Source organism: Alkalispirochaeta alkalica DSM 8900, from assembly GCF_000373545.1.
In the GTDB taxonomy this organism is placed as follows: domain Bacteria; phylum Spirochaetota; class Spirochaetia; order DSM-27196; family Alkalispirochaetaceae; genus Alkalispirochaeta; species Alkalispirochaeta alkalica.
This window is the reverse complement of the sequence record NZ_KB891692.1, coordinates 113629-129156: the sequence shown is the minus strand read 5'-3', so window position 1 is coordinate 129156 and position 15528 is coordinate 113629. Positions and strand designations below refer to the sequence as shown.

Sequence of the window (15528 nt, the reverse complement as noted above, 5' to 3'; positions counted from 1 at the left end):
GGCTAGAGCCAGCGCTTGTCCATGGTGAAACTCACGGTGAGCCAGGTTTTCATGCCAAGTTTTCTGGTTTTATCCCAGATGATCTTCCTGATCCGGTCCTGACGCCGGGTTGGCCATTTCTCCTCGTCGCCGATCAGGAAGTTGATCTCCAGATCGTACTCGCGACCCGTCTTGGCCAGATGGCAGGTGTAATCCTGAAACTTGTACTTTTTGCAGAGCTCCTTCACCAGCGCCTCCACCGCATCCTGGTAGGTATCCTCGGGGGCCACCAGGAGCACCTCGGCGAAGTTCCGCCGCAGCACCTTGAAGGGCAGGATCGAGGCCGCCAGGGACATACCCGTTACCAGCACGGGGTCCACGTAGGGCCCCAGATGCGCGTACCCCCGGAGAGAGAGGATGAGGGCCACGGAGAATCCCACCAGGATTGTTCCACTCAGAATACCGTCCACGAGCCACTCCTGGGTATCAACCCGGACAATCTCGGAGTTGGCCACCCGGGCGATATGCCGCTCGATGAAGAAAATGCCAAAACAGAAGAGGGTTGTAAATATGGTATAGACTAGGGCGAACTCCAGGGCGATTTCCCTGCCCCCCGTGAGAAGGGTTCGCAGCCCCTGAACGAAGGCGAAGAGACAAGCCGAGAGGATAAAGACCCCGTTCACCACGTTGATCAGGGGTTCCAGGTGGGCGTAGCCGAACTGGAAACACTCGTCGTCGGGCTTGGAAATGAGGAAGGCCGTGTAGAGACTCAGGCCGGTCATGCCCATGCTCAGGAGCGAGAAAACCCCGTCCAGAAGAATTGCGTTCGAATTGACAAGACTTCCCACCACCAGGTCAGATCCTGCCATCACCATCGTACCGACCAGCGATATCCGCAACGCCAGGCGTTCGGACCTGAATTGACTGGTCACTGCCATATTCTCACCTCGTTGATCTGAATCTCCCCCGGGCCCACGGATCACGGTCCACGGATCACAAAGAGCGTGTGCACAGGAGTGCCTGTGGGGCTGATATAAAATATACGGGAAGGGCCTACTGTGGTGCAACTGCGATCCGCGCGCCCTGGTCTGCCCCCAGAGTGAGGGTCTCCCGCGAGCCGGCGTGCCGCACCGTTATGGTCCCCGCCTGGAGGCTCCGGGTCTCCAGAATGAATTCCTCTCCCGGCGTAAGGCGGTGGGCTTTCAGGAAGGAGAGAAAATCCTCCTGGGTGTCGCCCACCCGGGAGATACGAAAGCGGCTCCCCTCCTCGCACTGATCCAGGGGAATTGCCCGGGAGTTCTGGACACGTCCCTCGCGGGAGGGGATGGGAGCCCCGTGGGGATCGGTGGCGGGGTATCCCAGATAGGAGTCGATGCGTTCCACAAAGCGGTCCGACACGGCGTGCTCCAGGTCCTCGGCATCGTCGTGGACCTCGGCCCAGTCGTATCCCAGAACCTGTTCCAGGAAGGTCTCGATCAGCCGGTGGCGGCGCACCATGGTGAGCGCCAGCTTGCGTCCCTCGGGAGTAAGAACAACCCCCTTGCGGGGCACGTAGGAGACCAGGGAGAGCCCTGCCAGGTGTTTGACCATGGTGGTGGCCGTGCCGGGGGTTACCTCCATGGCCGACGAGAGGTCCTTCATGGGGACGATCTCACCGGGAGCCTGCTCCTCCTGCTGGTATATTGTCTTGATATACTGTTCAACCGTGCTCGTGGGCACCCTCTGCGACCTCCCCGGAAAATAGCCCTGCCATGGTACCGGTCATGCCCTGCCTGTGCAAGCCGTCATCACTACCTGTGTCAGGGCTCGATCACGGCATCGAGACAATGGTGAAACACGTACAAGGCGGCCAGCGCACCCAGAGGCTCCAGCCCCTCCGGCACGGTTGCCCCCTCGACGGAGCGGGCAAGCCCCGTCACCCAGGAGGGTGCCCGGGAGAAGGCCTCCAGCTCCGTCCGGAAAAAGGACTGAACCAGCAGCCATACCTCCCGCCATTCCCCCCGCTGGAGGTGGTCGCGCATCTCCTGACGATGCTTCAGAACGAGGGAGAACTCGCTGGCATCGTCGATCAGCTCCATTAGCCCTCTGCCCGGAGCAGCCACCTCGGAGCGGAGATATTCCTGAATCCCCGGGGAGAACCCGAGCTGCCCCAGAGCGATAGAGAAACGCGTCTCGGCGAAGCTCCGGCTCCCCCGGCGCAGGGCCCGGTGAAAGAGATCCTCCAGATGAGGCCCCCGGGGGTCCAGAATCGACTCCGCCACGGCCAGGTCCAGCTCCATTCGGGGAGAGAGGGGGCCTGCCATGAGCCGCCTGATCCGGGGGAGTTCATCGCCACAATCCAGCCGGGCCAGGCTCTTCAGGGCGATGATTCCCTCCTCGAGCCCCTCTTCCCGGCGGGCGATCTCCCGAAGCAGGGTCTCGCTACGGGCATCGGGGTAGGCCCCCAGACAGAAGAGGGCGTCCCTGCGGGTATAGCTCCCCTGGTCCGCCGCCTCCTTCAGGATATCCTCCAGGAGCTCCGGTCGGGGCGAGCGGAAGAGGCTCCGCAGCACCCGTTCTCTCTCCGCCACCGAGGGCCCCCGCAGACGGTCCCGCAGGCGGGAGGTGGCAATGGGGGTGGAACTCCGCTCCAGCGAGAGAAGGAGGCTCTCCCGGCGCGAGGGATCACCCGAAAAATCGAGCTGGTTCGCGTCCAGAAAGGCCCGCAGGTTTCGGATAGAGAGGACGATCTCGGCCGTCTCGCGCAGGGAGAGGCTTCTTCCGTCGGGGAGGAAGAAACTCAGCACCGCCGTGGTCAGGGCCACCAGAAAGGTGAAGAAGAAGGTGAGGCTGTACTCGTGCACCACAAAGGGGGCCCTGGCAGAGAGGTCCGCCAGGATCCCCCCGGCGATCCCCAGGGAGAGGGCCACCAACCCCAGAAGCATGTTGGCCATGGATGTGTAGGGGACGCGATCGCGCTCGGGGATGGACCGGACCAGGGCGGCGCTCTTCAGGGTAAGCAGGCTGCGCAGGAAGAAAAAGGTGAAAAATCCTGTGAGGAAATAGGCGGCCACGGGCAGCGATCCCGGCAGAACGGCCCAGGTCAGGGCCATGACGGCGAGCCCGACGTTCATGATGATCAGGAGGGGCTTCTCACCCAGGGTATCGGCGAAGGGCTTGAGCCAGTTATTCGCCAGAATGGAGGCCACCGCCCCCACCAGGGTAAAGAGGATCGCCATATTGTCGGGCATCCCCAGCACACGGCGCAGAAAGGCCACCTGAAAGGCGAAGAGAACGTGGAGCCCCATGCCCAGGGCATGAATCATCAGGGGTACCACGTGGTGGCGGTGGCGAATGATCCGTCTGGCCGTGCGCAGAAAGGCCCCCGAGCCGGGGTGCTCCACCACGGAACGCCCGGGGATCTTCAGGAGGTAGAGCGATGCCACGGTATTCATCACCGCCCCGATATAGACGATGGTCACCAACCCCCCGAGCCCCTCAAAAAAAGCCAGGGAGAGGAGAAAAAACCCCATAAGCTGCGAAGCGAACTGGGAATAGGCCAGGCGGATATTGAGGCGCACCATGGCCCCTCCCATCTCGCGCTCCCGCATGACATCGCGTTGCACCGCGTGAGCCACAGACACCCCCATGGCCCGGGTAACACAAAAGACGGTAAAGATGGTAATGATGGCGATCCGGGCGGCCTGGCCGCTGAGGAAAAAGAGCACCCCGTAAAAAAGCACCACAAAACCGCGCAACAGCCAGGCCATGCCGAAGACGCGGGTGATCCTGCACCCCCTGAAAAGCCGGGGCACCACCAGAGAGACGATACCCGTCACGTGGAAGGCGGCGTTGATGTAGCCCAGCTCGAGGTTGCTCGCGCCGAAGTGGATCGCCATGAGGGAAACGATCGTATCGTTCAGGAGAAATACTCCCAGGCCGTTCCAGCTGATGTGCCTGGAAAAGGAGGCAAATCCCTGTTCCCGCTCGGCAGCGGAGAGTACGTCGGTGCGGCTGCTCATGGGGTTATCATAGCCCGGGACAGGATCTTCTGATAGCCCCGGGAGCTGCCCCCGGGAAGCTCCACAGGTCAGGGAGCTCCGACAGACCTCAGGAGGCCACCGAGGGGAGCGGCTCCTGCCGGGAGAAGGCGGCCCGCCGGAACCCCGCCACCTGGGAGAGAATCATGCCCGCGAGCAGAAGAGCACAGCCCAGAACCGACCGCAGGGAGAGCACCTCCGAGAGGATCAGCCAGCCCCCCAGAGCGGCGAAGGAACCCTCGAGACTCAGCAGGATCGCTGCGTGGGAGGGGGCAGCCCGGCGCTGCGCCACGGTCTGAAGGGTATAGGCGATAGCGATGGACCCGATTCCTCCGTAGAGGATGGGCACGGCGGCCCCGCGCATCCCCGCCAGATCGATCGGCTCACGAACCACCGCCACGGCGAGGCTCACCAGAGCCACCACCCCGTACTGAACCAGGGATATCCAGAGGACCGGATATCGCCGGGAAAGGTGATCGATCAGCTGAACGTGAAGGGCGAAGAACAAGGCACTGGCCATGACGAAGAGATCACCGGGGTTCACCGATGCCCCGGGCTGAACGCTCAGAAGATAGAGCCCGGCCACGGCGAGGAGCACCGCCCCCCAGCGCAGCCCCCCCACGGCCTGGCGGCGAAAGATGCCCAGCAGGGGAACCATCACCACGTAGAGACCCGTGATAAATCCGGCGTTTCCGGCAGTGGTATAGACGAGCCCGATCTGCTGCAGCGCCGACCCCGCAAAGAGCACCAGCCCCGTCACGGCGGCCCCCGGCAGGAGCGCACCCGGAACGCGCCGGGAAGGCCCTCCCCGGAGCAGCGCTACCGGCAGGAGAACCATCGCTCCCAGGAGAAAGCGGACCCCCGTAAAGAAAAAGGGGCCCACGTGATCCATACCCAGGCGCTGCGCCACAAAGGCAAAGCCCCAGATCGCCGCTGTTACAAGAAGAAGAGCATCGTTAAGAATCGCGCGAGGTTTCACACATAACTCCCGGGGTATTGTCCCTGTTGTTTCCGGAGGAAAAGCTGCTAGAGGCGGCTCTGGCGACGCGCCCGTTCTATCTTCTGCATCTTCCGGTAGTACTTGGCCTGTTTTTCAATCTCGGCCCTGTCGGATATCACGATCCGGTCATCGAGGACCTTGATGCGGGAGTTCTTGAGCAGCTCCCGCATCGCCTCCCGCCCCTCGGCCATGGGAAGCCCCACCATGTTGATCAGCTCCTTGGGCCCGAACTCGAAGATGTAGGACTCACCCTGCCGCAGGGGAACCCGGTTTCGCTCGAGCTGAATCAGGAGCCCGTCGTAGAGACGCCCCACCTTGTCTTTCAGCAACGTATTTGCCAGCTGCTTGTAGATGAACCAGATCCGCTCGGCCAGAAGCTGGGTCAGACGCGTGATGATCTGCGGCTGGGAAGAGACCATGCGGGCAAAGTTCTCGCGGTTCACCGCCAGGAGCTGGGTATCCTCGAAGGCGATCGCACTGGCCGAGCGGGGTTTGTTCTCGATCAGGGACATCTCCCCGAAAATATCCCCCTGCTTGAGCACCGCCAGGAGCACCTCGTTGTCGTTCACGATCTTGGTGATCTTCACCGAGCCCTTCTGGATAATATACAGCTCGCCCCCGGGCATCATCTCGGAGAAGATCATGGTGTTCTTCTTGTAGATTCGGGTGAACTCTGTCTCGCTGCCGTCCAGGTAGACCGCCTGGGAATAGGGCTGGATCTTCTCGAGCCGTTCCCGTGCCCGCTGCGCGTGGGGGCCGTTGGGACAGTACCGCAGGTACTGGTGATAGGCGTAGTGGGCCTGGTTGAACTGACTCTGCTTCGCGTAGAACTCCGCCACAAAAAAGAGGTGCCCGATATCGGGCTCGGTGCTCTGCTGAAGGGTGATCCGGGCCAGGGCCTCGTCGAGGTAGCGCATGCGCCGGCTGAAGCCCTGGATAATCTTCATTGCCACGGGGGTGTTCTGGACGATCAGGTCCCCGAAGTTGTCCTTGTTCACCGAGATCGCGGAACAGTCCGTAAGAGCCTGGGCGGTCTCGATATGGCTGTGCCCCGACATGGCGGCCACAACACCAAAGAAATCGCCCGGCCCCAGAACGTTGCCGCCCTCTTCCTGAACGACCTCCACCTCTTTGCTGACGCGGACCTTGCCACTGCGGATAATATAAAAGTGGTCCGCGTTCTGCTTGCCTTCAACGACGATATAGGCGTCTTTTGTGAAATTGACAATCTTCAGTTGCAGTGGCGTGGGCATTATATCGGGTTCCTACCGCCAATCAGCATAGTCACCTCCGCAGAAGATGTCAATTTTTCTTTCTCATCTTTTCCACTTTCACGCATAACGCAGTTCACACATAACGCAGTTCACACATAACGCAGTTCACGCATAACGAAGTTCACGCATAACGCAGTTCACACATAACGAAGTTCACGCATAACGCAGTTCACACATCTTTCACGCATGAAGGGGAAAATCCGAACAGAAAGAATCCACGCGATCGGCCACAGCCTTGATTGTCGACTCGGAGCCCTTGCTTTGCAGGACATCCAGAATTGCCTGGGCCACAAAGGCCATATCGTCTTCCTTCATGCCCCGGGTGGTAAGAGCCGGTGTACCCAGACGAATTCCCGAGGTCACCAGGGGACTCCGGGTGTCGAAGGGGATACCGTTCTTGTTGCAGGTGATGTTGGCCCGGTCCAGCATCTGCTCGGCGTCCTTGCCCGAAACATCCCAGGATGAAAGATCAACCAGAAGCAGATGGTTATCGGTGCCCCCCGAGACCAGACGAAGCCCCCCCTCGGTGAGGTGCCGTGCCAGGGCCTGGGCATTCAGGATCACCTGCCGCTGGTAGAGCGCAAACCCCGGTTGCAGCGCCTCGTAGAACGCCACGGCCTTGGCGGCGATCACGTGCATGAGCGGCCCCCCCTGAATCCCCGGCATAACCGCCGAATCGAGCAACTCCGACCAGCGCTTTACCCGACCCGATTTGGCAGCCACCGCTCCCATCGTGTTCTCGGCGTCCTTCCCGATGAGAACCAGCCCGCCCCGGGGGCCGCGCAGGGTCTTGTGGGTGGTGGTGGTGGTAAAGTGAGCGTGGGGGATCGGCGAGGGATGCTCTCCCGTCGCCACCAGCCCGGCGATATGGGCCATGTCGGTGACAAAAAAGGCATCCACCTCGTCGGCGATCTGGCGGAACCGGGCAAAATCGATCTGCCGGGGATAGGCCGACGCTCCGGCGATGATCAGACGGGGTCGATGCTTGCGCGCCAGGGCAGCCACGGCATCGTAGTCGATCAGTTCGGTCTCGCGGTCGACACCGTAGCTCACCACGTTATAGAGTTTTCCGGAAATATTTACCGCGGCACCGTGGGTCAGGTGCCCCCCGTGAGCGAGATCCATACCCAGAATGGTATCACCCGGCTTCAGCACGGTCAGATACACCGCCATATTGGCCTGGCTTCCCGAATGGGGCTGGACATTGCTGTATTCAGCTTCGAAGAGGGCACAGGCGCGATCGCGGGCGAGGTTCTCCACCACATCCACGTGCTCGCAGCCACCGTAGTAGCGCGCACCGGGGTACCCTTCGGCGTACTTGTTGGTCAGAACCGTTCCCGCTGCCTCCAGGACAGCGTCACTGGTGAAGTTTTCGCTGGCAATCAGTTCCAGTTTGGTCTTCTGGCGCTCGGTTTCGCGACAGATTGCATCGTACAGTTCGGAGTCCCGGTGGCGTAATGTTTCCATGGTCGACAGCATAGAAACAAAGCGGCACCTCTGTCAATTCTGAAGGTCCGGCCGGTGCCAGAGGACCGGTTCCTGCCCGGAGTCGCCCTCGATGGTCTCTCCCGGAGGCAGTTCGAGCCGCAACGCCCCCCCGGAAAATCCCCGGGGCCCCTCAAGCAGGGCACCCTGGGGAAATCGCCTCGAGTCGGGAACCCCCTCTACACGCAAGGCTATTCGCCGGTCATCGAGAGCCCCGAAGGTAGCGCTCTCGAGAGACTCTCCGTAAAACGAGAGGACCCGGGAAAACTCGCCCTCCCCGGGATCGCTCCCGTACATCCCCGATCCCAGAGCCGTATCGAGGGGAATCCAGCCCGCCCGGGGGATGAAGGCCTCCACCCAGACGTGGTCCACGGTCTCTCCCGTGTCCTTCAGAAGCACTCCCCAGGAACGGCGGGAGGGAATACCGGCAGAACGCAGAAGCGCCGCCGTGAGATCGGCGTAGGCCCCCGGGGCCGCGCCCTCACCCTCCAGCGCCTCCTCCCAGGACCAGGTGCCCTCCCGATCGGGGGTGAGGCGGCGCAGAACCTCCTGATGGATCCTCCGCGCGTTGGGCACGGGCGGGTTCCGCAGGTTGATCACCCGGCTGCGTATCTGCTGGACCGCCGGAGCCGAAACGGGCAGATCTTCCTGATCAGCGAGGAAGGGACGAAAGGCGCGGCGAAACCCGGCGTCCTCCAGAAGCGCGCGGCCGGGACTGGCGGTTATATCCCAGCGCTGGGAGCGCCGCTCCAGCCGGTCAACCCGCTCCACCACCATGGGCCGGGGTTTCTCGGGCTGTTCCTTCTGGTCCGGGGAGAGATCCCGGTCGGGCTGATCCCCCTGCGAGTCTTCCTCGCGGGGTTTGAAAACGGGGAGAACCGCCCAGGTGGCCGGACTATGCCCCCCCTCGTCGGTTCCCAGAAGGGAGACCTCCTCCCGCAGAACCTGGCCCGGGGCGGAGGGGATACGGGGAATCAGCAGAACCGCCGAACCGGGAGAATCGGGAAAATCAACGCGCTGCCGCAGGAGGTACTCCCGGGGCTCGCCCTCCTCCAGACGCGCTCCCGGGGCAGACACCTCCAGCGACACCTCCCCGGGCTGACCGTTGATAAAGAGCCCCAGCTCCCCCGGGGGAAGCTCCTGGGGCACCACAAAGCGGATCACCCGATCCGACCAGGAGACGATCCACCACTGGTCCCCTCCAAAGGTGAAGATTTCTTCCCGCCCCGATTCCTCACCGGGAGAAGCCTCACCGGGAAGAGAGCGAAACTCCAGCAGGGACCGGGCAGTTCGGGGACCGAAACCGTCACCCTGGAGGGTGACCATATCGCCCGGTCCGGCCTGCCGGGGAGTTATCAGGGCAACCCGCAGACGATTCTGCCGGTCAAGACGGGGAATATCCTCCCGGTTGATCAGAAAGAGGGCGTTGCTCAGCCCCCCTTCGGTTCGTACCCGCACCATGCCGCTGGGAAGCTCCCGGGGCATGGTGAAGACGATTCTGGAGGGAGCCCACTCCCGCAGGGCAGCCGAGTCCAGGGCGACCCCATCCACCTCAAGACGCCCCGATTCGCCCAGATGACGCCCCGTGAGCGTGACGGTCTCCCCGCCACGAACCTCCTCGGGGCGCATCCCCTCCAGACGGGGAGCCCTGCGGGCATTACCGAGGAAAACCAGCGCGAGCGCCAGAAGGACCAGAAAGAGGAGAATCGGGACAATGGGACCTATCTTCGATCGTTTCAGGACTGATACCGCTCCACCGAGATCTCGAGTTCGATATTGAGGTGATCGGCCAGGTCCGTGTCAAGGCCATTCCCGGCATCGGCTGTACCGGCTCCCAGGGGCAGAAAGATAATGGGTTCTCCCAGGCGAATCGGAAGCGTTGTAAAGGACGTGCGGTAGGTGGTCTCGCCCTCTCCCCGGGGATCGGTGATCCAGGTTTGACCCTGGGCAACGAGAAGCAGATCGTCCTCGTTCTCCCAATAGGGGGTGAAGTCGGCCACCACCACGATCCCCGTGCCGTCCAGCCGAACCCGCACGGAGCGGCCTCCGATGGTCACCCGGGTGAGGTCCATGGCCCAGACCGCCTCATCCTGATCGGGGGATACCAGGCGGGCGTTAATATGAAGGCGCAGGGCTCCCTGGACAAAGGCNTCGATCGACTCGGCCAGGTCATCCACGGAGATCGCCCGAGCCCCAACGGGAGCGCCAGCCCAGAGGAGCGCCGCAANAAGTGCCACCGGGAGNGGCCCGGCGCGACGCACCGTCATTGCCGGTACTCCTCTCCCGGATAATCCCGGAGCACCGGGTATTCCTCGATCGGGTAGGAGAGCGGATAGGAATCGAGGGGAAGAATTTCCAGATCCCGGGCGGGATCCCGACGGACCATCACGGGCTCACCCCGGAACTGAAACCTGGCCTGTTCGGGCAACTGGATGGTGAGCTGCTGTGCCTGGCCCTGCTCGTTGAGCCACTGGAGAAACTGCTCTGTCCGGTCTGCGTCTACGTGGACCTGGACATGGATGTTCCGATCCTGCAGGGAGAGCCCGGCCAGCCCCCGGGAGGTGTCTCCCGAAACGGAGGGGCGCTGAACCCACCCCGCTGCGAGAACCCCGGCAAGAAGGAATACCGCCACAGCCGCAGAGGCCAGGGGGAGCGGCACCGAGAAGGACTGGCGCCACCAGGGCGTCTCGGGAGGCCGAACCCGAAGGGTGCGGCACACCTGCTGGTAGACCCGCTCCTGCGCCNCCTTGCAGGACTCCTCCCCGGGAGGATCCACAGCGAGCAGCGCTTCCAGGGCGCGATGCCTCGCTACGCGCCGNTCCAGCCCCCCCTGGGGGAGAAACCCGGGATACTCCGCTGCTTCTGTACCGGGAGGGAATCCCCCATCGGGGAACTGGTCAACAAGGGTGGAGACTATTTCTTCCTGTCGGGCCGATCTACTCCGGAATATGTACATCGCTCTCCTCCAGCATCGACGCCAGGCGCTCCCGCGCCCGATATACCCGGACCTTCACATTGCTCACGGTGATGCCCAGCACCCGGGCGATCTCCGTATAGGGAAGGTCCCCGTACTCCTTCAGCACAATCACGTCCCGAAGGGTTTTGGGCAGCCTGTTCACGGCCTGGCGGATCAAAACCTGGGACTCGCTTTCGAGGGTATCCGAATCGGCTGGCCGNGACGGCCGCTGCGGCTCGAAGAAGGCCCGCTCNAAGGCTGTCCGTTCCCGGCCCCGGCGCTTTGCCAGGTTGAAGGCCAGGTTTTTGGCAACCCGGATNACCCAGTACCGGGCCTGGTCTCCGTCGGGAAGAGATCTACTGTGCTGAAAAAACTTGATGAAGGCGTCGTGACATATCTCCTCTGCCGACTCCTGATCACCCACGATCCGGAGCACCACCCGAAAAACCACGGGAAAAGACGATGCGTAAACCTGATTGAAAAAACGTTGCTCATCCCTGCTGGTATTCATAACACGTGGACCCCGGCAAAGGTTACATAGTATCCTCTGGTGATGGCCAACCTACAGCGGGAACTGGAAAAATTCAACCTCACCATGCAGCTCTCCTACCAGGAACCTCTGGCTCCGTACACCACCTTCCGCGTGGGCGGCCCCGCCGAGGTGCTGGCCCACCCCTCGTCGGAAGAAGAGGCCGCTCAACTTATCCGCATCAGCCGGGAATTGGAAGTACCTCTCACCGTCCTGGGGGGCGGTGCCAACGTGGTGATCAGCGACAACGGCATCAGGGGCATCGTGCTCCACACGGGGAACCTCGACGGAGTCACCCGGGAGGGGCCCTTTTTGCGGGCGGGAACGGGCACCGCCGTGAGTGATCTTGCTGCCACGGCTGCAGACCTGAATCTGGCCGGCCTGGCCTTTATCTACGGCATGCCCGGCAGCGTGGGGGGAGCGGTCTGGATGAACGCCCGCTGCTACGGGGGGGAGATCTCGGCGATACTCCAGGAGGTCTCCTTCCTGACCCTCCGGGGAAGCCAGGCCGGTACACCGGGAGTCTACACGGCCCGGGCCGAAGATTTTTCCTACAAGCGCTCTCCCTTTCAGGATGGGNCCCGTCTTATCACGGGAGCGACCTTTGCGCTGCACCGGGGCAACAAGGACGCACTGTGGGAAGAGATGCGCCGCCACGAAGAGGATCGCCGCGCCAAGGGGCATTTCGAGGCTCCCTGCGCGGGCTCCATCTTCAAGAACAACCGCGCCTTTGGCGCACCCAGCGGACAGATCATCGACGAGGTGGGGTTGCGCGGCCTTCGACGCGGCGGAGCCCGCGTAAGCCCGCGCCACGGCAACATCATCGTGAACACCGGTGGGGCCCTGGCCCGGGACATCCGGGAACTGGTTCTGGAGGTACAACAGCGGGTACACCAGGAACGGGGAATCCTGCTGGAGCCGGAGGTGCTCTTTCAGGGAGACTGGTTCGGGGGAACAGGCCCCTTTCAGGAAGAAGGTCTCCCTAAAACCGCCCCTCCAGGGTGATAGAGCCCGTCAGTNCCCGGGGATCGTCGCGGCGAACATCCTGATCCACCCGCAGGCGGGGCATCAGGCGCCAGCGCGCTCCCAGGGGAATCCCCCCATCGAGAGAGCCGTACCAGTGGGCAGGGCCCTCCCGGGAATCCCACTGCACCCGCGCCGCAGCACTCACCGAGAGGGACCGTCTGCGCGACCCCAGAGGAGTCAGCAAAGAGAAAACTCCCGCCAGACTCCGTTGATCCCTGGTGTCCCCCCGGCCCGATACCCGGAACCGGAGCGTCCCTCCCGGAGAGCGCAGATGNAGCCGCGCCTCGCCCCGGTAGACGGTGTCGAGCTCTTCCCGGGGATACCGCTGAACCGCCCCGACCAGCGCTACCCGGTCGAGAAGTGGCGCCCCGGCAAGGCGCACCCTGCCCGCCGAGACCACCCCCTCCAGCTCCTGCCTCGACGGCCCGGGATGCTCCTCCTTCCAGCCNCGGGTCCCGGACCACCGCAGGTGGCTCTCCAGAATTGCTGCGGGATGNAGGCTCCGGTGAGCAACCTGAACGGAGGAAGAGCGGGAGTAACGCGTTCTGCCCCCCTCGACGGTCCGGAATCCCCGTTCTGCCCCCGAGACCCGGCCGGACCAGCGGAGAGCCTCCGGGCCCGCCGAGGCCGAGGCGGTTCCAGCCAGACGGGGAGGGCCCCTCCCCTCGTCCTGATACCGCCAGACCTCTACCAGAGCCTGGGGCCCCCGCGTCCTCGCCCAGAGCCCCTCCTCGCCGGGCCTGCGACGGCGATCCAGCTCCCAGGTGACGGCCTGACGTTCGCTCTGGTTCGATCTCAGGGGAGGCGCTGCAAAAAGCCACCCCTGCTTCTCGGGGGAGCGCAGCCGCTCCTCGTCCAGGGTAACCCGCGAGAGAAGAACGCCCAGACGACCCGCAGCACCGCCAGGTCCCAGGTCAACCCACCCCCGGACCCCTTCGGACTGGTATCGATCCTCCCGGGCGAGATACCAGAGGTCGAACCCCAGCGGGACGGCCCCTCCACCCAGGGAGAGCGCTGCACCAAGACGGTCCTGGTCTCCCTCCTGCAGGGCAGGAACAAACCGCGACTCCTCGAAGAGCGCTCCCCAGAGAACACCCCCGGCGGTGGGATCAAAAAAACGATGATATATTCCCCGGCCCCGGATCGGCCCCAGAACAAGAGGCCCCGCCTGCGCGCCCATGGTCCAGGAAAGCCCCTCCAGGGGTGATCGAAGGGATACCGATTTCTTCTGATATCCCGGGGGTGCGGCCTCTTCCTGGTGGAGCATGATCTCCGAGCTCCCGAGACCAAACCAGCGGACTGGCCCCCAGGTCCAGTCAAAACGGCCCTGAAGCTCCCCCTCCTGATCCAGACGAAGGCGAACCTCCCCGCTCCGGAGAATGTGCGGTGGCGCATCCCGGGCGAATGTTCCCGGACCCGTTACGGAGACAAGAACGAGGAGTATCGCCTGGCATCGCCAGTGCCGTGATGGCAGGTATCGGGATTGCACATTTTGCAAGAGAGCGGGACAAGCCCCCTCGCTTCGGTCCCGGGCCCCGGTTTCCCCGTGATTCCTGACACCCGTGATTTCTGACTTGACGCCCCCCCCGGAAAGGCTCTATTATTTCGAACGCAGGCGGTGGTCGTATAACGGCATTACCCCAGCTTCCCAAGCTGGAGACGCGGGTTCGACTCCCGTCCACCGCTGCCGTTCCAACTCCCCGTCGCTGTATACTCCGTTCAGGCAGGTGCNTTCGCTCTCCGGCTTCCCGCGATTCCCCGGTCCGGAAGGTCCTGTACTCCTGCGGAGAATCCTTCCCGGTGTGGTGAAACGGAGGGAGAGGAACGAACGATGCTGCGAACCTTCGAAGTTCACGCCCACGGAATCAGGAGGATATGGCTCCTCCGGGAGAGCAATGCCTCTATTCGCAGCCGTCTGCTCCCGACACCCTTCCCGGAAATAATCTGCACCAGGAAAAGCCCCATCTACTACAACTCGGTCAGGGCAGTGGCCTTTCACCTTCGGGGAGGATTCCCGGGATACTCCACGGTTCGCCAGGAGGGGGTCACGGACAATGTGGGGATCACCCTGGACCCGGAGATTCCCGGGTTTCTGACCGGCCAGAAAGCATCGGTTTTTTCAGGAACGACCAGGGACGCCAGCCGCTACCCCTCGCACTTCCTGAGCACCCTGAAGGAACTCCTCCTGAAAGAAATGGCCTTCGAGAAGACAGCTCAGGGTATCGTGAGCTTCTTTGAAACACTTGTGCTCCCCGAACCGGAACCTTCGGTGCAGATTGTAAAAAATTTTATGGAAACCGGAAGCTCTGCGAAGGTGGGTGATTTCTGCAGGGTGAACGGGATCTCTACCAGAAGTCTGGAGCGGTATTTTTCGCGCCTTGTCGGCCTCTCTCCGATGGCGGTGCTGCAACTCAGACTTTTTCAAGAGAACCAATCCTCCTCTGTCGGAAAATTACTATAGCTGCTGATCAGCCTCGTGCGACGGTACAGCCTGAGACTGTACAGGAGGAGATATGCTCATGAAAAATCTGATTACAGAAGTAGCTTCGTTCAAGACGCTGGGGGACCGCCCGGACTCGGAGATCATCGAGATTGTATCCGAGCTGGAACGGGAGTTTCACGGGAGGCAGGAGGGATTCATCGATTCGGAGCTCTTTCACGATGCCCGGGGGGAGACCTGGCACATGGTGCAACACTGGAGATCTCTTGATGANGCGCGTGCGTCCAGCAGGGAGATGATGCGGAGCGATATAACAACGCGATTCAGGGAGGCCCTGGACCCCGGGACGGTGACGATCCGGTTCTACCCCTGTCTCGGGAGGTGGAGCGCCGCATCTGACTGATCTCCAGAATCGTTCCGGGGGGTTGACAGGTCCGCAACGGTTAGGGTAAACAATTATTGTTAGTCAGGCCAAACTAAATTGGCCTGAACCACATCACGTATCGTTATGCGGAATCGTCACAAGGAGGACGACTTTTATGTCAGGGAAAACCCTTATGTCAGGAACGAACCGGACTGTTTTCGTTGGAGCTCTTGTACTCCTGTTGGTGCTGATCTCTTCGGGGATCGCCTTTGCCGAGNCTGTGCAGCCCCCCCAGACGGGCGAAGAGGCGCTCATCACGGCTGTCGAGCGGCTTGACGAGTGGCGGACCTGGGAGATCCGTCGGGAGCTCCACCGGATTCATCACCACCTGGAGTTTATGCCGATCATGATCTTCACCCACGTGGGAATTCTGCTTGTCCTGGTCGCGTTCCTGGG

10 protein-coding genes and 1 tRNA gene are annotated in these 15528 nt (G+C 62.5%); 3 read left to right on the top strand and 8 right to left on the bottom strand.

Features of this window, described 5'->3' with window-relative positions; all coding sequences use genetic code 11:
- Nucleotides 1-2: 2 nt before the first annotated feature.
- The 8 genes from B071_RS0102120 to B071_RS0102075 all read right to left on the bottom strand — a co-directional run bounded on the left by B071_RS0102120 (nt 3) and on the right by B071_RS0102075 (nt 11224).
- The gene (locus B071_RS0102120) at nt 3-917 is read right to left on the bottom strand and encodes a cation diffusion facilitator family transporter (protein WP_018525455.1); all 915 of its coding nucleotides are present in this window, start codon (nt 915-917) and stop codon (nt 3-5) included.
- A 115-nt stretch (nt 918-1032) separates the two neighbouring features.
- The gene (locus B071_RS0102115; protein WP_018525454.1) at nt 1033-1698 is read right to left on the bottom strand and encodes a metal-dependent transcriptional regulator; all 666 of its coding nucleotides are present in this window, start codon (nt 1696-1698) and stop codon (nt 1033-1035) included.
- An 80-nt stretch (nt 1699-1778) separates the two neighbouring features.
- Nucleotides 1779-3980 carry an MFS transporter gene (locus B071_RS0102110; RefSeq protein ID WP_018525453.1) on the bottom strand — a complete coding sequence of 734 codons (2202 nt, stop codon included), beginning with the start codon at nt 3978-3980 and terminating at the stop codon, nt 1779-1781.
- Nucleotides 3981-4068: 88 nt separating this feature from the next.
- Nucleotides 4069-4977: a DMT family transporter gene (locus B071_RS0102105; protein WP_018525452.1), complete on the bottom strand. Its 909-nt coding sequence runs from the start codon at nt 4975-4977 to the stop codon at nt 4069-4071.
- A 47-nt stretch (nt 4978-5024) separates the two neighbouring features.
- The gene (locus B071_RS0102100) at nt 5025-6251 is read right to left on the bottom strand and encodes a cyclic nucleotide-binding domain-containing protein (RefSeq protein WP_018525451.1); all 1227 of its coding nucleotides are present in this window, start codon (nt 6249-6251) and stop codon (nt 5025-5027) included.
- A gap of 201 nt (nt 6252-6452) precedes the next feature.
- Nucleotides 6453-7739 carry a serine hydroxymethyltransferase gene (glyA, locus tag B071_RS0102095; protein ID WP_018525450.1) on the bottom strand — a complete coding sequence of 429 codons (1287 nt, stop codon included), beginning with the start codon at nt 7737-7739 and terminating at the stop codon, nt 6453-6455.
- Between the two features lie 33 nt (nt 7740-7772).
- Nucleotides 7773-9386 (bottom strand): transglutaminase domain-containing protein, encoded by a 1614-nt coding sequence (locus tag B071_RS0102090; protein ID WP_018525449.1) that lies wholly within the window; start codon nt 9384-9386, stop codon nt 7773-7775.
- 1307 nt (nt 9387-10693) lie between these two features.
- Nucleotides 10694-11224, bottom strand: coding sequence for an RNA polymerase sigma factor (locus tag B071_RS0102075; protein ID WP_018525446.1), 531 nt, complete (start codon nt 11222-11224; stop codon nt 10694-10696).
- A gap of 42 nt (nt 11225-11266) precedes the next feature.
- Here B071_RS0102075 and murB point away from each other — a divergent pair, with 42 nt between their 5' ends.
- The 3 genes from murB (at nt 11267) to B071_RS0102055 (ending at nt 14729) form a co-directional block, all read left to right on the top strand.
- On the top strand, nt 11267-12247 hold the full coding sequence (murB, locus tag B071_RS15385; RefSeq protein WP_018525445.1) for a UDP-N-acetylmuramate dehydrogenase: 981 nt from the start codon (nt 11267-11269) through the stop codon (nt 12245-12247).
- Nucleotides 12248-13883: 1636 nt separating this feature from the next.
- Nucleotides 13884-13954, top strand: a tRNA-Gly gene (locus tag B071_RS0102060).
- Nucleotides 13955-14099: 145 nt separating this feature from the next.
- Nucleotides 14100-14729, top strand: a complete 630-nt coding sequence (locus B071_RS0102055; protein WP_018525443.1) for a hypothetical protein — start codon at nt 14100-14102, stop codon at nt 14727-14729.
- Nucleotides 14730-15528 lie beyond the last annotated feature (799 nt).